This is a genomic window from Streptomyces sp. NPDC007875, assembly GCF_042868035.1.
GTDB lineage: Bacteria > Actinomycetota > Actinomycetes > Streptomycetales > Streptomycetaceae > Streptomyces > Streptomyces antimycoticus.
The window spans coordinates 84,977-102,543 of record NZ_JBIADZ010000012.1; the positions used below are offsets into that span (position 1 = coordinate 84,977).

At 70.8% G+C, this 17,567-nt stretch carries 15 protein-coding genes and 2 pseudogenes; 10 read left to right on the plus strand and 7 right to left on the minus strand.

The genetic code is table 11. From position 1 onward, the window contains the following. Nucleotides 1-20: 20 nt before the first annotated feature. A pseudogene (locus ACFYOY_RS24855) lies at nucleotides 21-1,034 on the minus strand (glycoside hydrolase family 5 protein); the annotation flags it as partial. A gap of 140 nt (nucleotides 1,035-1,174) precedes the next feature. On the opposite strand from ACFYOY_RS24855, the gene ACFYOY_RS24860 reads away from it, so the two are divergent. Further along, a complete protein-coding gene (locus ACFYOY_RS24860; RefSeq protein WP_351888163.1) occupies nucleotides 1,175-1,564 on the plus strand; it encodes a TraR/DksA C4-type zinc finger protein in 390 nt (129 codons plus the stop codon). Nucleotides 1,565-1,779: 215 nt separating this feature from the next. After that, a complete protein-coding gene (locus tag ACFYOY_RS24865) occupies nucleotides 1,780-2,730 on the plus strand; it encodes a type II CAAX prenyl endopeptidase Rce1 family protein (protein ID WP_351888166.1) in 951 nt (316 codons plus the stop codon). 29 nt (nucleotides 2,731-2,759) lie between these two features. On the opposite strand, the pseudogene ACFYOY_RS24870 reads toward ACFYOY_RS24865, so the two are convergent. After that, nucleotides 2,760-3,144, minus strand: a pseudogene (locus tag ACFYOY_RS24870) (short-chain dehydrogenase); the annotation flags it as partial. A 313-nt stretch (nucleotides 3,145-3,457) separates the two neighbouring features. On the opposite strand from ACFYOY_RS24870, the gene ACFYOY_RS24875 reads away from it, so the two are divergent. The 6 genes from ACFYOY_RS24875 to ACFYOY_RS24900 all read left to right on the plus strand — a co-directional run bounded on the left by ACFYOY_RS24875 (nucleotide 3,458) and on the right by ACFYOY_RS24900 (nucleotide 9,623). After that, entirely contained in the window at nucleotides 3,458-4,393 is a 936-nt protein-coding gene (locus ACFYOY_RS24875; RefSeq protein ID WP_351888169.1) for a serine hydrolase, read from the plus strand. A 349-nt stretch (nucleotides 4,394-4,742) separates the two neighbouring features. After that, nucleotides 4,743-5,705, plus strand: a complete 963-nt coding sequence (locus ACFYOY_RS24880) for an alpha/beta hydrolase fold domain-containing protein (RefSeq protein ID WP_351888172.1) — start codon at nucleotides 4,743-4,745, stop codon at nucleotides 5,703-5,705. A 386-nt stretch (nucleotides 5,706-6,091) separates the two neighbouring features. Continuing rightward, complete coding sequence (locus tag ACFYOY_RS24885; protein WP_351888175.1) at nucleotides 6,092-6,916, plus strand: inositol monophosphatase; 825 nt, start codon at nucleotides 6,092-6,094, stop codon at nucleotides 6,914-6,916. Between the two features lie 68 nt (nucleotides 6,917-6,984). Then, the gene (locus tag ACFYOY_RS24890; protein ID WP_388589651.1) at nucleotides 6,985-7,632 is read left to right on the plus strand and encodes an NADPH-dependent F420 reductase; all 648 of its coding nucleotides are present in this window, start codon (nucleotides 6,985-6,987) and stop codon (nucleotides 7,630-7,632) included. An 80-nt stretch (nucleotides 7,633-7,712) separates the two neighbouring features. Next, nucleotides 7,713-9,239 (plus strand): LCP family protein, encoded by a 1,527-nt coding sequence (locus ACFYOY_RS24895; RefSeq protein WP_351888178.1) that lies wholly within the window; start codon nucleotides 7,713-7,715, stop codon nucleotides 9,237-9,239. A gap of 117 nt (nucleotides 9,240-9,356) precedes the next feature. Next, a complete protein-coding gene (locus ACFYOY_RS24900; protein ID WP_093469170.1) occupies nucleotides 9,357-9,623 on the plus strand; it encodes a GlsB/YeaQ/YmgE family stress response membrane protein in 267 nt (88 codons plus the stop codon). Between the two features lie 18 nt (nucleotides 9,624-9,641). Here ACFYOY_RS24900 and ACFYOY_RS24905 read toward each other — a convergent pair whose 3' ends face one another. After that, a complete protein-coding gene (locus ACFYOY_RS24905) occupies nucleotides 9,642-10,454 on the minus strand; it encodes a helix-turn-helix transcriptional regulator (RefSeq protein ID WP_351888181.1) in 813 nt (270 codons plus the stop codon). A gap of 71 nt (nucleotides 10,455-10,525) precedes the next feature. Between ACFYOY_RS24905 and ACFYOY_RS24910 the strand changes: the two genes are divergently transcribed. Then, complete coding sequence (locus tag ACFYOY_RS24910; protein ID WP_351888184.1) at nucleotides 10,526-11,242, plus strand: SDR family oxidoreductase; 717 nt, start codon at nucleotides 10,526-10,528, stop codon at nucleotides 11,240-11,242. A gap of 76 nt (nucleotides 11,243-11,318) precedes the next feature. Here the strand turns inward: ACFYOY_RS24910 and ACFYOY_RS24915 are convergent, their stop codons facing one another. The 3 genes from ACFYOY_RS24915 to ACFYOY_RS24925 all read right to left on the minus strand — a co-directional run bounded on the left by ACFYOY_RS24915 (nucleotide 11,319) and on the right by ACFYOY_RS24925 (nucleotide 15,697). Further along, entirely contained in the window at nucleotides 11,319-12,935 is a 1,617-nt protein-coding gene (locus ACFYOY_RS24915; RefSeq protein ID WP_351888187.1) for an MDR family MFS transporter, read from the minus strand. Nucleotides 12,936-13,105: 170 nt separating this feature from the next. Next, nucleotides 13,106-14,320, minus strand: a complete 1,215-nt coding sequence (locus ACFYOY_RS24920; protein ID WP_351888190.1) for a glycosyltransferase — start codon at nucleotides 14,318-14,320, stop codon at nucleotides 13,106-13,108. Nucleotides 14,321-14,383: 63 nt separating this feature from the next. After that, nucleotides 14,384-15,697 carry a UDP-glucose/GDP-mannose dehydrogenase family protein gene (locus ACFYOY_RS24925; RefSeq protein WP_351888193.1) on the minus strand — a complete coding sequence of 438 codons (1,314 nt, stop codon included), beginning with the start codon at nucleotides 15,695-15,697 and terminating at the stop codon, nucleotides 14,384-14,386. A 264-nt stretch (nucleotides 15,698-15,961) separates the two neighbouring features. Between ACFYOY_RS24925 and ACFYOY_RS24930 the strand changes: the two genes are divergently transcribed. After that, entirely contained in the window at nucleotides 15,962-16,591 is a 630-nt protein-coding gene (locus ACFYOY_RS24930) for a TetR family transcriptional regulator (protein ID WP_351888196.1), read from the plus strand. 39 nt (nucleotides 16,592-16,630) lie between these two features. Here ACFYOY_RS24930 and ACFYOY_RS24935 read toward each other — a convergent pair whose 3' ends face one another. Further along, a complete protein-coding gene (locus ACFYOY_RS24935; protein ID WP_351888199.1) occupies nucleotides 16,631-17,503 on the minus strand; it encodes a peptidoglycan-binding protein in 873 nt (290 codons plus the stop codon). Nucleotides 17,504-17,567 lie beyond the last annotated feature (64 nt).

Below are 17,567 nucleotides of genomic sequence, written 5' to 3' on the forward strand. Positions count from 1 at the left end.
TACTAGCCGGTGGCGTGGGCGCCGCCGTAGATGGTGGCCTCGCGGGAGGTCTCGGCGATACCGTCCGGACCGTTGAAGATGCGCTTTCCCCAGTCGGTGAGCTTGCCGGGGTCGAAGTCGGTGGTCAGGTCCAGGATGGGATCGGTGTTGCCGCTCCAGGACCAGGCCAGGTAGCCGAGCTTCAGCCGCTGGGCGGCGGCCATCATGGTGTTCTCGTCCGGATCGCCCCACTGGTCGGCGGGCCCGCCGAACTCGCCGATGAGGATGGGCAGCCTGGCGGCCACGAAGGCGTTCAGATAGTCGGTGATCTCCCGCGCCGTGTCATAGACGCTGTACATATGGATCGAGAAGATCAGGTTGCCGGTGGAGTCGGCGTCGTAGACGGTCCGCGCGTTGGCGCGCATCACGTTCTGCAGGTCCTGTCCCCAGTTGGGCGCGTCCACCATGATGGTGTGCTGGAACCCGGCGTTGCGCAGCTTCTGGACGGCGGCGACGGTGGGGGCGGTCCAGCCGGAGGGGTCGGTGTTGCCCCAGGGTTCGTTGCCGATGTTGATGATGACGTAGTTCTCCTGGCCGGTGAGCGCGCTCTTGAGGCCGATCCAGTAGTCGGCCGCCTGGTCGAGCGAGGCGGCCGCGGCTTCCTCGCCGTAGCCGGTGGTGTCGTGTACTTCCAGTACGCAGATGAGCCGGTTGGCCTTGCACTGGGCGACGATGGCGGCCACGTCCTCGGGGCTGTTCTTGGTCCAGCGGTGGCCATTGGAGAGGACGACCCGGACGGTGTTGGCACCCAGGGCCTTGATGTCGGCCAGCGACCGCGTCTCCCCCGGGAACCAGGTGTGGGCGTGGTTGACACCGCGCATGACGAAGTCGTTGCCGTTGCCCTCCAGCAGGCGGCCGCCGCTGATGTGCAGACCCGTGGCCAGGGGGGCCGGCGGGCGGGCCGGCTCGGCATGGGCGGTCCGGCCGAGACCCGCGATCCCGAGAAGGCTGACCAATAAGGCCAGTAAGGCGGCCAGAGATCTCTTCCGTCTCATCATGACTCCAAGGAGTGAGGGTGTGAGGGCATCCGCACAGCGCATCTGGGAGCGCTCCCATACATTGCATCGCGCCCCGGAGACGTCAAGACTTCCGGTGCGAACCGGAATGCGGACGGGGGCGCCGAGGTTATGACGGCATGAGCGATTCATCCCGTAATGACGCTCTGCCTTCGGCCGAGCGCGCCTACATCCGCGAACGGCTGATGGCCGAGCACGCCGGCACCAGGGAGCAGATCGCGGCCCTGAACCGTGAATTCGAGGGGATCGTCGCGTCGAACGCCCTGGTGGCGGTCGACGACGAGCACGACCCGGAGGGGTCGAGCACCGCCTTCGAGCGGGCCCATGTCGCCGCCTTGCTGGCCCGGGCACGCGACCATCTGGCCGCCCTGGACGAGGCGCTGGAGCGGCTGGACCGCGACGACTACGGGCGGTGCGCGGTGTGCGGCGAGCCGATCCCGGCGGAACGCCTGGAGGTGCGCCCGGCGGCGGACACCTGCGTACGCTGCGCGGCCGCCCGCCCCCGCTGACCGGCGCGACGCCAAGCGGCACCGAGCGGCACCGAGCGGCTCCGGCCATCGGACGGTCGGCTTCGTGAGTGGCCCACCCCCGGCCGATGGGCTCAGACCACGGACGCGCGGTACGCCGAAGGATGTATGGGCGGTTTCATCAGTGGCTACGACCTTCGTGGCGATGTGGGACGTGAGGATGGCGGAAGTCACCACGCCTCCCGGAGGACCTCCCCATGACCGAGCCGCACACCGGTACACCCGCCCCCTCGACCTCCGCCGCCCCGCTCCGGGCGCTGACCGGTGGTCTGGTGATGGCCACGGCACTCGGTGTCGGCACGGCCCTGGGGCCGGTCGGCGCCGACGCCCTCGGCCTCACCGGCTTCGCGGCCCGGGTGCTCCCGGGCGCGCTGGTCACCGCGCTGGCCGTGCCACTCACACTCCTCCTCGTGCGCCGCGGACGCCGGTCCCCGGCGTGGCTCGGGTTAGGCGGGCCGGGCGCGAGCCTGCGTGCGCTGCTGACCGGAGTGGTGGTGACGGCGGCCGCGGCCGCCCTCGTTCTCGGCGCGGGTACCGCCGCGGGCATGCTCCGCTGGTCGCGTATCGAGCCCGCCACCCTCGCCGGGTTCCTCCTTTCGAACGGGGTGGTCGCCGTCCTGCTCGAAGCCCTGCCGGAGGAGACGACCCTGCGCGGCTACGCCTGGACGTCATTGCGCACACGGTTCGGCGCTACCGTGTCGGCCCTCGGCACAACGGCGGTGTTCCTGCTGGTGCCGGGGGCATCGACCGTGGTCGGGGCCGCGACCGCGCATCTGGTCGGCGGCGATCCGGAACCGATCGGGTTCGCACCGGACGGGCAGAATCCCGCCGACTATCTGATCCTCCTGACCGTGTTCGGACTGACGCTCGTCGCGGCCCGGACGGCCGTGAGCCGGGCTCCGCTGTGGGCCGCCATCGGCACCCATCTGACCTTCCTGACCGTCAACCGGATCGTGCTGGAGGGCGACCGGCGCGGCGCGGGCTGGCACACCGAGCAGACGACGCCGGACGCGGTGCTGCTCGTCCCCGCCTATCTGCTGTTGGCCACCGCCGGTTTCGCGGTGTGCCGACGGGCCGCGCGACGGCGCGGCGCCGAGCCGCCATGGGCTCTGGGAGAGCGGCCAGAACACGCGGCGCCACATGCGTGACGCGTTGATCAGCCCTGACGGGGTCTCTGTCAGGTCGCGGTCCAGCTGTCGGGCTGCGACCCGTCGGTGTCGGTGAATCCGTACTCCCTGGCGAGCTGGGCGGAGCTCACCGACCGCTGGTTCCACCTGGCCAGGTCGGGGTCGGCGGCCAGCGCGGCGACGGCGCGGCCGAGGTAGCGAGGGGACTCGGAGAACGCGGAGCCTCCGGGGGCGGTCGGGCGGCCTTCGCCCCTGTCCGGCAGCAAGGCGTCACACCAGTTGTCCTCGCCGACTCCGTAGGCGCCCGAGCATCATCTCCGAGCGCAGCCAGCCCGGCGTGATGGCGACCGCCGTCGCCCCGTACGGCGGCGGTTCGTGGCCCTGGGAGAAGGCCAGCCGGTTCACCGCGGTCTTCACCAGGTCGTAGAAGACGGAGCTGCAGACGACGGTGGCGCCGGCCTCGCCCAGCGCGGCGGCGATCCCGCGCCCGGCGCCGCGGGTCGCCCCGGCGACGACGGCGACACGTCCACGCAGTGCATCGTGATCGAGTGTCCGGCTCACCCGATGAGTGTCGCAGACCGACGGGTACACGCACCGGACCGCACGGCCGTGCCGGATCAACCGTGCTGGCCCGGGGAGTAGTTGTTTCCCCGATGCCATCGCTTGGCCGATACCCCGAAGCGTGGGCGCATTTCGCCCGGTGAGACGATGCGGTCGCCCAATCTTCAACAACCGAAAAGGAGCGCGAATGCATAAACGTCGTGGAATCGTGACCCCCCGCTGGAGAGTCGCGGCGGTCGCGTCCACGGTGGCCGTAGCGATCGCGGTTCCGGTGGCGATGGCCCAGGCTTCGGCCGAGCCGCCACCGGAGGTCAGCGCCCAGGGCGCGTACCTGCTCGACACCGGTTCCAACAAGGAGCTGATGGCCAAGGACGCCGACACCAAACGTCCGATGGCGAGCACCACCAAGATCATGACTGCCCTCGTGGTGCTCGAGACCCGAGGTCTGGACCTCAACCAGCAGGTCACCGTCAAGCAGGAATACCGCGACTATGTCACCAAGGCGGGCGCCAGCACGGCGGATCTGCAGACCGGCGACAAGCTCACCGTCAACCAGTTGCTGTACGCGTTGATGCTGCCGTCCGGCTGTGACGCGGCGATGGCGCTGGCCGACACCTTCGGCACCGGCGACACCACCGCCGAGCGCACCAAGTCCTTCATCTCCAAGATGAACGCGAAGGCGAAGGACCTGGGGCTGGCCAACACCAACTACGACTCCTTCGACGGTGTCTCGGCCGACAGCGACAACTACTCGACGCCCCGTGACCTGGCGCAGCTGACCCGGCGCGCCATGGACAACGCGACGTTCGACACGGTCGTCAAGTCGGTGTCCACCAAGCAGGAGGCACCGGCGGCCAACGGCAACACCCGGTACTACTCCTGGGACAACACCAACCAGTTGCTGGGCTCGTACCAGGGCGCCATCGGCGTCAAGACCGGGACCACCACCCCCGCCGGACCCTGTCTGGTGTTCGCCGCCAAGCGCGGTGACAAGGAGGTCGTGGGAGTCGTGCTCAACGACGCGGACCGCTACCCGGACGCGAAGAAGATGCTCGACTGGAGCTACGACACCACTACCGAGGTGAAGTGGCGCCAGCTTCCCAAGGGCGCCCAGCGGGACTGATCCACAAGCCCCGCAAGGCGACAGCACGGTGCCCGGGCCGGACTCGTTCCGGCCCGGGCACCGGTGCTCGGGCGCCCGCACTCTCGGGTTTCCCTGGAGTACGGGAGCGGACGCGGGGAAGGCGCTGGTCGGGAGAGCCGAGGGTCAGGGGCGGGCGCACCGAAGGGAAGGGGCGCCCGCCCCGGGGGCTCCCGGCGCGCCACGGCCGGCTTTCCGCGGCCGCCCCGGACTGCGGCCACGCTGGGCTTCTGCGGCCGCCACTGGGCTTCTGTACCGGCTCTCAAGCGCAACACAGCAGTCTTTGAGGACAGTTGGGGCAGCGCCCCGCCGTCCTCGAACGGAGTCGACCATGGCCTTCACCCTCGACCCTGAGCTCGCCGCGGTGCTGCAGGCCCTCGCCGAGCAGGGTGGCCCCACTCCCCCGCCCGCACGCGACGACTGGCGGACGCTGCGCGCCAGGGGCACGGCCTCGATGCGGTGGCTGGCCTCCCTGCTCCCGGCCTACCCCTCCGGCTTTCCCCTGGTGAAGGCGGAGTCGCACAAGGTGCGGTCCGAGGACGGGGCGGAGATCCTCGTCCGCTGGTACGAGAAGGCCGGCTCCGCGCCGGGTTCCGCGGTCGTCTACGCCCATGGCGGAGGGATGATCGCGGGCAGCGTCGATCTCTACGACTCCCTCGTCGCCGGATACGTCCAGACGACCGGGGTGCCGTTCCTGTCCGTCGACTACCGCCTGGCCCCCGACGCGGCCACCGGCACCGGCCCCGTCGAGGACGTGTTCGCCGCGCTGACCTGGTTGGGTGGCCAGGCGGCCGAGCTGAGGGTCGATCCCCGCCGCATCGCCGTCATGGGCGACAGCGCTGGGGGCGGGCTCGCCGCGGGCGCGGCGATCCTCGCCCGTGAGAAGGGAGTTCCCCTCGCTCTCCAGGCGCTTCTGTATCCCATGCTGGACGACCGCACGCTCACCCCGGATCCACGGCTGACCCCGTTTGTCGCCTGGACCTGGGACGACAACTGGACCGGCTGGCACGCCCTGCTGGGCACGGCATTCGGCACCGACACCGTGCCGCCGCAGGCGGCGCCCGCGCGCGTCGCCACCGTCGCGGGCCTGGCACCCGCCTATGTCGAGGTCGGAGAGCTCGACATCTTCCGCGCCGAGGCCGTCACCTACGCACAACGGCTCGCCGAGGCCGACGTCTCCACCGAACTGCATGTCCACAGCGGGGCCATCCACGAGTACGACCGCCTCGCCCCCGCCTCCCGGCTCGCCCGCCGGGCCATGGAGGACCGCAGGCGGGTGATCTCCGCGCTGTGAGGGCTCGTCATGAGCCGGAGCGAGCTCATCGAGGGTGGTGGGTGACGGTGATCGTACGGAATGCCGGCATCCAGGTCCCAGGTGCCGTGCACGGGTTCGACCCGCTGTTCTCGACGGCCCGGATCAGCGAGCACAACCTGGCGGACCAGGTCCGGGCCCTTCGCACAGCCCTCCATCCGTAACCAGAGCGATCCGCCCGGGCCGGAAGCATTCGCTTCGGCCCGGGCGTGTGCTCGTCGGCCCGCCACCTTCCCTTGCACGCGGGTAACACCAGCAGTGCCAGATGTGCAATTGCCGTTCATCGATGAGGTTGCCTACCGTCGAGGCGCAGACGGCGAAGCGCGCGCCAAGCCTCCCCTCTCTTTCACCACTCGTGGGAGCACCTCATGTCCACTGCCACCGGCACCACCCCCGACAACGGCCTTGACGCCACCTTGCTCAACCGGGTCACCGCCGCCGTGCGCACCGCCGGCGAACTGCTGCGGAAGCGCCACACCCCACAGGCCCGCGGTGTGGCCCTCGACGAGATCGTCACGGAGATCCATGCCAATGACGACGCCGTACTCGACGTCCTGAAGGCGCCGCTGATGGCCGCGAGGCCCGGCGCGCGCTGGGCCGAGGACGAGTTGGAAGGCGGTGCGCTGCCTCCGGGCGAGTGGTGGATCGTCGACCCGGCCGAGGGCAACATCAACCATGTGCACGGCATGGACGACTGGGCCGTGACCGCCACCCTCGTCCGCGACAACCACCCGGTCCTCACCGTCGTCCACCTTCCGCTGACCGGCGACTGGTACACCGCGGTGGCCGGTCACGGCGCCCATCTGAACGGGGCGCCGCTGCGGGTGTCGGCCAAGACGGACCTGGGCGCGGCCCTGGTCGGCACGGGCCAGGCCCGGCCCGGGGAGGACGAGCGCACGTTCCACCGGATCGGCGCCTCGGTCACCCAGATGCTGATCCACGGCCTGGTCGTCCGTGTCTCGGTGCCCGCCACCCTGCAGCTGATCCATGTCGCCGCCGGACGCATGGACGCGTTCTGGCAGTTCTCCGATGTGCGCTCGGGTCTGGTGGCCGGCGCCCTGCTGGTCGCCGAGGCCGGTGGCACCGTCACCGACACCCGGGGCAATCCATGGGACCTGGCCGGCCGTGACTTCCTGGCCACCGCCCCCGGTATCCACGCCGAGGCCGTCTCCGTCCTGTCGCCCCGCGCCTGACCACCCGCGCCCAGCAGGTCCTGTCGCGCATTGCCTGACCACCCGTACCCAGCAAGGAGCACACCCGCATGACCAGCATCGGCATCCTCGGCACCGGACGTGTCGGCAGCGGTCTCGCCCGCGCCCTCGCCACGGCCGGCCACCAGATCACCCTCGGCCACCGGCAGCCGCCCCAGGAGGCCGCGGCCGACGAGACCGGCGCCGTCCCGGCGATCCGCCACGCCGACCAGCGCACCACCGCCGCCACCACCGACATCGTCATCAACGCCACCCCGGGCGACACCGCCCTGGAACGCCTCTCCGCCCTGCACACCGAGCTGACGGGCAAGATCCTCATCGATGTCTCCAACGCCACCCGGCACGCCTCCGACGGGCTTCCCTCGGACCTGTGCTATCCCGGCAGCAGTCTGGCCGAGCAGCTTCAGCGGGCGCTGCCCGCGACCCGGGTGGTCAAGACCCTCAACAGCATGCTCTTCCCGGTCATGACCGCCCCCGCCGACCTGTCCACCCCGCCCACCGCCTACCTGTCCGGGGACGACGCGGACGCCAAGGCCCTCACCACGGACCTCCTCGCCGATCTCGGCTGGAAGCCCGAGTGGATCGAGGACCTCGGCGACGTCAGCACCGCGCGCGCCACCGAAGCCCTCGTCCTGCTCGTGCCCCATGTGCTGCGCCGCCACGGACTCCGGCCGTTCGCCGTCTCCCTGGCCCGCTGAACCTCCGCGCACCAACCGCAGAACCTCAAGCCAACATCGTTCGTCTTCTCCTTCGAACAGCCGCCGGACGAAGGACGCGCATGACAGGCAGAGACGGGGAGACGACGGGGAGCCCCACCACGGGGCCGGCCGACCCGGGCGGGCGGCGCAAGGGGCGCCGCCCGCTGCGGATCGCTCTGCTGATCGTGGTGTCGTTCCTGGTGCTGCTCGGCGGCGGGGCCGGCTGGCTCTACTTCAAGCTGAACGGCAACATCACCACCTTCGGGGCGGACGGCCTCTCGGACAATCGGCCCGAGGGCAACGCCGCCGGTCAGAACGTGCTGGTCATCGGATCGGACACCCGGTCGGGCGACAACAGCAAGCTGGGCGGCGGCACCGGGGACGTGGGCCGTTCGGACACCGCCCTCCTGCTGCATGTCTTCTCCGATGGCAAGCACGCCGTCGGGGTGTCGATACCCCGCGACACCCTGGTCGACATCCCGCCGTGCCGGCTGCCCGACGGCAAATGGACCAGGACGCAGCGGAACACCATGTTCAATTCGGCTTTCTCCGTGGGTGAGACGGCGCAGGGCAACCCGGCCTGCACCCAGAACACCGTCGAGAAGCTGACCGGGCTGCGCATGGACCACACCGTCGTCATCGACTTCGAGGGCTTCGCACGGATGACCTCCGCGGTCGGCGGGGTGCAGGTGTGTGTGCCGCAGGACGTCTATGAACGCGATCTGAGCCCCAACCGCAGCACCCGCGGCAAGCGCATCTTCAGCAAGGGGGTGCAGACGGTCTCCGGGCAGAAGGCGCTGGACTACGTCCGTATCCGTCACGGCATCGGCGACGGCTCCGACATCGGGCGCATACAGCGGCAGCAGGCGTTCATCTCCAGTCTGTTCAAGAAGGTGAAGGGCCAGGGGTTCGATCCGACCACGCTGTATCCGCTGGCGGACGCGGCCACGAAGTCCATGACCGTGGACCCGGGGCTCGGGTCCGCCAAGAAGCTGATGTCCTTCGCCATGTCGCTGAAGGACATCGATCTGCACAACACCAAGTTCCTCACCATCCCGTGGCGCTACCAGGGCGAACGCGTGGCCGTGGTGCAGCCGGACGCCGATGCGCTGTGGGCCGACATCAGGGCCGACCGCACCATCGACGGGAAGACGGCCGATGGGAAGAAGGACGGGCATCGGCCCTCCGCCACCCCGAGCGGCACCCCGAGCGCCACGTCCACCGTGGCGGGCGCGGGCATCAGCGTCACCGTGTACAACGGCACCACCACCCCGGGGCTCGCCGCACGCGCCGCGGACACCCTCACGACACACGGCTTCACCGTGGCCGGTACCACGAACGCCGACAGCCAGGACCACGCCACCACCGTGATCGGCTACGGCCCCGGCGAGCGGGACAAGGCCCGGACCGTGGCCCAGCTCTTCCCCGGCGCCGGACTGCGGCCCGCCACCACCCCGGGCATCAGCCTCACCCTGGGACAGACGTACCTCACCGCGCCCTCTCCCGGTGCCTCCACGCCCGCCACGCCCTCCGCGCTGCCCTCGAAGGTGGCCGAGGACGCCCGCTCCGCCGACGACGACCCCTGCTCCAATCTGTCCTATGGCTGACCGGCGTTCTTCACGCACTGTTCAGGCATGGCGCCCGCTCCCCCGGGCATCCGGAGATCAAGCCGCTCACCCCGGCACGGCACAACCGCACCAGAGCACAACGAAGGGGACGACGACGTGGGCATCGTGAGCTGGATCATCCTCGGCCTGCTGGCCGGAGTCATCGCCAAGATCCTTCTTCCCGGGCGTGACCCCGGCGGGCTGGTCGGCACCACGGTCATCGGCATCGCGGGGGCCTTCGTGGGCGGCTGGATCTCCGCGCAGTTCTTCGACCGGGAGGTCCAGAAGGAGTTCTTCGACCCCGCCACCTGGGGCGCGGCGATCGGCGGCTCGTTCGTGCTCCTCGTCCTGTACCGCCTGCTGTTCGGCAATTCACGGGACTGACGGCGCGCAGGCCACGCCTCAGGACGCCGCCGCGCCCGCGAGCCGGCGGATCGTGCGGGCGGAGGGCGACCCGGGGTCGGCCGTGATCAGGACCACCTCCTGGTCGTCCTCGGGTACCAGCAGGACGTCGCAGTTCAGCTGGAGCGCCCCGGCCGTGGGGTGGTCGATGGTCTTGGTCCGGTGGCCGGGCGCATGGACCGGTCGCTCGTCCCAGATCTGCCGGAACTCCTCGCTGCCGGTGCGCAGTTCGCCCAGCAGCGCGGTGAGCGCCGTGTCATGGGGATAGCGGTCGGCGGCCCGGCGCAGCCGTGCGACCACGATGCGACCAAACTCCTCGGCGCTGGAGCTCTCGTACACGTGGCCCCGGTCCAGGAAACGGCGGCGGGCGAGGTTGCTGTGCCGGCCGAGGTCGTCGCCGAGCAGGGCCTGTGCCAGCGGATTCCAGGCGACCACGTCGTAGGCCGCGTCGGTGACGATCGCCCCGGTGTCCGGCAGCCGCCGCAGCATCTGGTCGATATGCGGGCGGACCCGCCGCACCGCCCGCACGCCCGGGGGTGCGCTCGTCCCCGCGAGCCGGAACAGATGGCTGCGCTCGGCGGGCGCGAGCCGCAGCGCCCCCGCCAGCCCGTCCAGGATGCGCGGCGAGGGCCGAGGGCCCCGGGCCTGTTCGAGGCGGGTGTAGTAGTCGACCGACATATGGGCCAGCTCCGCCACCTCCTCCCGCCGCAGACCCGGCGTACGGCGGTGCGGGTCGGCGGGCAGACCGATGTCCTGGGGGCGCAGCCCCTCGCGGCGGTCCCGCAGGAAGCGGGCCAGTTCGTGCCTCGCCATGCTGCCTCCTTCGGCTGCCTGGTACAGGTTGTCCCTGGCAGGGTGGCCGTGGCCGGGGAACCCTTGATGTCATGAACGATCGCACAGCACTGGTCACCGGTGCCAACAAGGGCATCGGCAAGGACATCGCACATCAGCTCGCCGCCGAGGGGCTCACCGTGTACGTGGGCTCGCGCGACGCGGAGCGGGGGCGGCAGGCCGTCGAGGAGATCGGTGGCGGCGCCCGGCTGATGGTGCTCGACGTGACCGATTCCGGCAGCATCGCCACGGCAGCCGCGCGGCTGGACCGGCTGGACATCCTGGTCAACAACGCGGGGATCATGGTGGACGGCGGCACGGCGCCCGAGACGGATCTCGATGGCTTCCGCCGGACCTATGAGACCAACGTCTTCGGTGTTCTCGCCGTCACCAACGCCTTTCTTCCGGCCCTGCGCCGCTCGCCCGCGCCCCGGATCGTGAACATCTCCAGCGGCACCGGTTCGCTGACCTGGAGCGCGGACCCGGAGCATCAGTTCGCCGTCTCCGCCGGATCGGGCGCGGCCTATCGCTCCTCCAAGTCGGCTCTGAACGCCCTGACCCTCTACACCGCACAGGCGCTGGCCTCCGAAGGCTTCAAGGTCAACGCGCTGGCCCCCGGGCTGCGCAGGACCGATCTGAACGCCCGCGCCGCCGGGAGCGACGGGGATCCGGCCGAGGCCGCCGCGGGCGCGGTCCGGCTCGCCCTCCTGCCGGACACCGGGCCCACCGGCGGGTTCTTCTCCTGGGACGGCACACCGGTGCCCTGGTAGGCCCCGGGTTTACGTGCGCCCTACGGTGGCGGCTCCCGCCCGTCGCCTCGGTCTCCGCCCGCTCCCGCCGACCGGGTCAGTCGGCGGAGAGCTGGGTGTTCGGCACCCGCCAGGCGGCGATCACGAAGGCGATCAGGCCCACCGCGGCCCCGGTGAAAAACACCACGCGCAGGGCGCTGACATAGCCCTCCAGGAACGGCTGCGCCACGCCCGGGTCGAGGTGGCGGAGGAACGCCGAGTCCTCCAGGTTCACCCCGCCGTCGGGCCGCAGGACGCCCTTCAGCGCCTCCGCGTTCGCCGGTTCCTCGGCGAGCCGGCGGAACGACGCGTGCTGGGAGGCCACGGCCAGGCGCTCGCTGATCCGCGAACCGGCCAGGGAGAAGAGGATGGACAGGAAGGCGGCGGCGCCCACCGTGCCGCCGTTGGAGCGGAAGAAGTTCACCGACGCGGTGGCCGCCCCCATGTCCCGCCCGGGCACCTCGGACTGGGCGAGCGTGGTGATCGTCTGCATCGCCGCGCCCAGGCCCGCCCCCATGAACACCATGCCGATGGCGACGTACCACAGCGGGCTGTCGTCCCTCAGCGTGGCGAACACCAGCATGGCGACGGTGAGGGAGCCGACGCCACCCACCAGATGGACCTTGAACCGGCCCGTCCGTGACATCAGCCGGCCCACCACCAGGGTCACCGTCACATTCGCCGCCATGGTCGGCAGCGTGGCCAGGCCCGCCTTCATCGGGCTCATGCCCTTGGCCAGCTGCAGATACAGCGGAAGCGTCGTCATGGCGCCGAACATGGTGATGCCCACGGTGAAGTGCAGCACGGTGCCCAGCCGGAACGCGCGGATGCGGAACAGTTTGACCGGCAGCAGCGCGGCGTCCGCCATCCGCCGCTCCAGCAGCACGAAGGAGACCAGCCCGACCACTCCCACCGCGTACATCACCAGCGCCCGGGGAGAGCCCCAGCCCCAGCTCCGCCCCTGTTCGGCCACGATGAGCAGGGGCACGATCCCGACCGCCAGCGTCAGCGCCCCGCCGTAGTCCAGACGGTGCCGTACGGGCTGGTGAGGCACGTGCAGCACGCGCAGGATCACCACGATGGCGAGGGCCGCCAGCGGTATGTTCACCAGGAAGATCCAGCGCCATCCGTCGAGCCCCAGCAGGGTGGCGCGCCCGGCGAAAACCCCGCCCACCAGCGGGCCGACGACACTGGAGCCGGCGAACACCGCCGTGATGTAGCCCTGGTAGCGGCCGCGCTCCCGTGGCGAGGTGATGTCGGCGATGATCGTCATGGCCAGCGACATCAGTCCACCGCCGCCGAGGCCCTGGACCGCCCGGAAGGCCGCGAGCTGGTGGATGGACGTGGCGAATCCGCACAGCAGCGACCCGAAGGTGAACAGCACGATGGCGGTCAGATAGACCGGCCGGCGGCCGTAGATGTCGGAAAGCTTCCCGTACAGCGGGGTGACGATGGTGCCGGTGACGAGATAGGCGGTGGTCACCCACGCCTGGGCGGTGAGGCCGTGCAGATCGTCGGCGATGGTGCGCAGCGCCGAGGAGACCACGGTCTGGTCGAGCGCGGCGAGGAACATGCCGAGCATCAGCCCGGACAGCACGGTGACGACCTGGCGGTGGGTCAGCCGGACGGGGCTCTGGGGCTCGGTGGGCTCGGTGGTGGTGGATGAGGACGACATGCGTACCTGCGAACCTTCTCTGCCGCGCGTGGGGGGCCGGGGGGGGAAAGCCAGGGCTCGAAGCCCGGAGCGGGGAGTCGAAGCCGGAGGCCGGGGAAGAGCGGAGGCCGGAGGCTGGAAGAGCGGGGCCCGGAGCCCGGGCGCGGGGCCCGGGCTCCGGGAGCCGGGTGTTATCCGGCGATCTTCTCCAGGTCGGCGACGGCACTGTCGATCTCCGGCAGCGCCAGCATCTCCAGCCGCGCCCGGCGGGCCAGGGCGCGGCAGTCGTCGTCGGCCAGCAGCTCACGGCAGACGGTGGTGATGCCGTCCGGTGTGGGGTCGGTGATGTGCCGGCCGAGGCCGAGTTCCTCGACCCGCTGTGCGTTCCCGGGCTGATCACCGAACTGGGGCAGCACCGCCATCGGCGTGGCCGTGCGCAGCGATTCGCGGATGCTGTTGAAGCCGCCGTGGGTGAGGAAGAGGTCCACGGATTCCAGCAGCAGGGGCTGTGGCAGCCGCTTGGTGATGTGCACATGGGGCGGCACCCCGTCGGTGTCCACGGGGAGGCCGGAAGTGGCAAGGACGACGGTGCACTCCTCCAGCCGCGACAGCCCCTGGATCATGGCGCGCAGGGTGTCCACCGGATCCGGCAACGGCATGGGCGAGGCGGGGACGTCCGCCTCGCTGTTGCCGTGGAACATGGGGATCGCGGTGCCGATGGCGGCGAACATCAGGGGCCGGTCGGTGGGCAGTTCGGCGACCCAGCGCGGCAGCACGGCGCCGCGGTCCACGTCCACCGTCTGCCGGTAGGACCAGGAGGCCGGCAGATGCCGGGCGAAGGAGAAGGCGGGTGGTACGTAGTCGATGCGACCGTGCGGGATGAGCGACAGCGGGTCCTCGAGGGTGGACAGCCCCTGCCGTTTCCGCAGGACGTTGAGGCCCGGCAGTAATCCGGCCGGGTCGAAGGTGTTGGAGGCCCCGGAGGGGGTGGACAGCTGGGGTATGCCGAGCGCCTCGGCGATGACACAGGAGGCGAGGTCCATGCCGTCGCGCAGGATGAGGTCGGGGCGGAAGTCGTGTGCCACGGGGAGCAGGGTGTCCAGCAGCATCGTGGCCATCGGGCCGGACACGGCCTTGGTCATGAGGCGCAGCATGCGCGCCTGCGGCGCCTCGCCGTCCATCTCCGGCGGACCGCCCCGGGCGTTCTCCTCGGCCAGTACGGTGCCGAGGAAGGCGGACGGGCTGAAGTCGCCGATGGCGCTGGTCACCCGCACCTCCTCCCGCTCGAAGACGAAGGCGAGGGCCGGGGTGGTGACGACCAGCACCTCATGGCCGGCGGCCGCGAGGGACCGGGCCAGGGGAAGCTGGGCCCGGCCGTGGGAGGGGCTGCCGAGCGTGGTGAACATAACCCGCAACGCAGGGGCCTTTCTGTGGGAAGGGTCTCGTACGGCGAGCGAGGGCTGGGGCGGTCAGCCCGCCATCGCGAGCGTGCGGCCGATGCCCTCGCAGGTCAGCCCGGCGCGGCGGAGCCGGTCGGGGTCCAGGAGGTTGCGGAAGTCGTACACGTGCGGGGATCCGAGCAGTCCGGCGATGTGCTCCCAGTCGAGGTCGCGGAACTCCGGCCACTCGGTGAGGACGAGGCAGGCACGCGCTCCCCTCAGGGCCTCCTCCGGGGTGTCGGCGAGGGTGAGCAGATCGCTGAGGTCGGGGCGGGTCTCGCTGAGGGCGGGGTCGTAGGCGTGCAGCTCGGCACCCCGCTCCTTGAGCAGCCGGGCAATGGCCAGGGCCGGTGAGTCGCGCAGATCGGAGGTGCCCGCCTTGAAGGCCAGGCCCAGCACGGCCAGCCGTACGCCGCGCAACGAGCCGTCGCCCGGTGTGCACCCGGCCACCACGCGCTCGACGAGCCGCCGTTGATGCTCGACGTTGGTCTCGATGGTGGCGCCCAGCAGCGGGAAGTCCACGCCCGACTCCTGGCAGATGGTCAGCAGGGCGTGGGTGTCCTTGGGCAGGCAGGAGCCGCCCCAGCCGGGGCCCGGACGGAGGAACGCCGAGCCGATACGGGGGTCGTGGCCGATGCCCGCGAGCACATCGTCCACATCGGCGCCGAAGTGCTCGCACAGTGTGGCGAGGTTGTTGGCGAAGGAGAGCTTCATGGCCAGGAAGAAGTTGGCCGCGTACTTGGCGAGTTCGGCGCCCGCGGCGTCGGTGAGCACCAGCGGGGCGTCGAGCCCGGCGTACAGGCCGGCCACCCGCCGCGCCGCGGCGTGGTCCGCGGCGCCGACCACGATGCGGTCGGGGTGGAGGAAGTCGCGCACCGCGTAACCCTCGCGGAGGAACTCCGGGTTGCTCACCACGGCCACATCCGGACGGTCCAGCAGCGCGGCGACGCGCTCGGCGGTGCCGACGGGCACGGTGGACTTGTTGACCACCACGCTGCCGTGCGGCAGCTCATCGCGGATCTGATCCGCCACGGCCTCGACGGCGGCCAGGTCGGCGGCGCCGCCGACGCCCATCGGGGTCGGCAGGCACAGGAACACCACGTCGGCGTCGGCGACCGCGGCCCGGGTGTCCCGGATGAACTCCAGCCGCCCGGAGTCCAGCCCCTCGCGGACGAGTTCGGGCAGGCGGGGCTCGAGGATGTCGACCTCGCCCCGCCGGAGCCGCTCGACCTTGTGGCGGTCGCTGTCCGCGCACACCACTCGATGGCCGAGGGTGGCCAGACAGGCGCCGGTGGTCAGTCCGACGTATCCGGTGCCCACCACGGCAACGCGTCGTATCTGCACAGGGGTTCACCACTTCTGCTGGGGGTCAGATGCGGGCACGTGGCAAGGCCCGGCCCGGCGGCCACCCGTTGGGAGACGAGCGGGCCGGACACCCTCGTCCGGCCGGGACCGCGCGAGCCGGCGACCAAAGTCACCACGCGTTGACAAAACATAACGCGTTGACCCCGATCTTGGTCAACAAACGATGACAACGGTGGATGACTTCTGGACATGCGAGGCTGAACCGGCAGCATGTACGGCACGGTCCAGGCGGAGGTACGACAAGTGAACCGGGCAAGCGACCCGCGAGGGTGCGACGATCTCCCCCCGCGCGCCCGCAGATACGACGCGGCGGGCACGCGCAGCGCACTGCTGGGGGCCGCCGCGCTGCGTTTCGCCAGGTACGGCTACGACCGCTGCAGCGTGCGCGACATCGCCAAGGACGCGGGGGTGGACGCCGCCCTGGTCTACCGCTATTTCGGCTCAAAGGAGGCGTTGTTCGATGCCGTGTCGACCAGCACCGGCCTGTTCGAGCCGCTGCGCCATCTGCCGCTGGACCAGGTGTCGGCGTGGATCTGCGATGTTGTCTCGATGGGGCCCACCGAGGAGGAGGCCCCGCATCCGCTGCTGACCAAGCTCCGCTCCTCCAGCCGGGAGGAGACCGTGGGGCGGCTGCGCGAGGAGGTCACCGAGGTGTTCTCGCAAGGGTTCGCGCGGCGCCTGGAGGGCGAGGACGCCGAGCTGCGGGCCGAGTTGCTGGCCGCGTGGCTGATGGGCATCACCCTGCTGCGTCTGGCCATCCGCTCACCGGCGCTGGCCGCCACGCCGGACGACACCCTGCTGCGCTTCCTGCGGGCCGGTATCGATCCGCTGCTGGACGCGGACTGCCCCGGGCGCGGGAGCGAGGACCGCTGACCCGCTCCGCGCCCGGGGCAGGGGAAACCTGCGCTGCGGCTAGACGTTCGGCACGCGCAGCTTGTCCCAGCTGGTCTTGCCGGGGATGCCGTCCGCGTCATCGCCGGAGTAGCCCAGTTTGCGCTGCCAGGCCGCGTAGGACTTGCGGTCCGCCTCGGTCCAGTCGGGGCTCGGGCCCTCCTCGTAGCGTCCGCAGCCCTCGGCCACCAGCCGCTTGCCCATCGCCGTAATGATCTTGCTTACCCGGCCGGAGCGGAAGAAGTCGGCGCCCGGGAACGGCTCATACGTGGCGGGCGGCTTGGGGGCCGGACCGTCCGGCTTGGCGCCGAGCCGCTTGGCGATACGGCCGCGCATGGAGTCCATCGTGAAGCCACGCGGGTCGATCTTGCCCGGCTGCCACTCCAGATGGCCGATCACCGACCGCTGGGTCCAGCCGTGGGCGCGGCAGATGGCCGCGGACACCTTCTCGATCGCCAGCTTCTGCGGCTCCGGCCACGGGTCCTCGCCATCGCCGAGGTTGATGCACTCGAAGCCGTAGAAGTGGCGGTTGCCATCGGTGTCGGCCTCGTTGTCCGGCGGCAGCGCGGATTCGTCGACAACGGCTCTGAGCACGTCGCTGTCGCCGAGACCCGCGTGGTTGGCGCGGCCGTGGCCGACCATGTGGACCGCGCCGGCCTTGTCGATGACGCCGTGGCACAGCGGCCCCGGCAGTGCGGAGTGTCCCTCGTAGCACAGCTCCACGGAGGAGTCCGTGCCCTTGGTGACGGTGTGGTGGATCATCACCCCGTTGACCGGGCCCCAGGGGCCCTTGGAGTTGCGGTTGTGAGTGCGCCAGTCGCGGTACTCATGGACTTCCAGTCCCTCGTCGCGGAGCGCCTTGAGCAGACGGTCGGCGGTGAGCGGCGTGGCCATGGATGTGCTCCTTAGGGATTCGGCATGGTGATGTACGGATGCCACGGTCACGGAACTCAATCGG

Bases quoted from the DNA above. Each gene is read 5' to 3' on its own strand.
- ACFYOY_RS24910 (WP_351888184.1), top strand. From the start codon at position 10,526: ATGAACGATCGCACAGCACTGGTCACCGGTGCCAACAAGGGCATCGGC.
- ACFYOY_RS24935 (WP_351888199.1), bottom strand. From the start codon at position 17,503: ATGGCCACGCCGCTCACCGCCGACCGTCTGCTCAAGGCGCTCCGCGAC.
- ACFYOY_RS24880 (WP_351888172.1), top strand. From the start codon at position 4,743: ATGGCCTTCACCCTCGACCCTGAGCTCGCCGCGGTGCTGCAGGCCCTC.
- ACFYOY_RS24875 (WP_351888169.1), top strand. From the start codon at position 3,458: ATGCATAAACGTCGTGGAATCGTGACCCCCCGCTGGAGAGTCGCGGCG.
- ACFYOY_RS24890 (WP_388589651.1), top strand. From the start codon at position 6,985: ATGACCAGCATCGGCATCCTCGGCACCGGACGTGTCGGCAGCGGTCTC.
- ACFYOY_RS24860 (WP_351888163.1), top strand. From the start codon at position 1,175: ATGAGCGATTCATCCCGTAATGACGCTCTGCCTTCGGCCGAGCGCGCC.
- ACFYOY_RS24905 (WP_351888181.1), bottom strand. From the start codon at position 10,454: ATGGCGAGGCACGAACTGGCCCGCTTCCTGCGGGACCGCCGCGAGGGG.
- ACFYOY_RS24895 (WP_351888178.1), top strand. From the start codon at position 7,713: ATGACAGGCAGAGACGGGGAGACGACGGGGAGCCCCACCACGGGGCCG.
- ACFYOY_RS24920 (WP_351888190.1), bottom strand. From the start codon at position 14,320: ATGTTCACCACGCTCGGCAGCCCCTCCCACGGCCGGGCCCAGCTTCCC.
- ACFYOY_RS24885 (WP_351888175.1), top strand. From the start codon at position 6,092: ATGTCCACTGCCACCGGCACCACCCCCGACAACGGCCTTGACGCCACC.
- ACFYOY_RS24865 (WP_351888166.1), top strand. From the start codon at position 1,780: ATGACCGAGCCGCACACCGGTACACCCGCCCCCTCGACCTCCGCCGCC.
- ACFYOY_RS24915 (WP_351888187.1), bottom strand. From the start codon at position 12,935: ATGTCGTCCTCATCCACCACCACCGAGCCCACCGAGCCCCAGAGCCCC.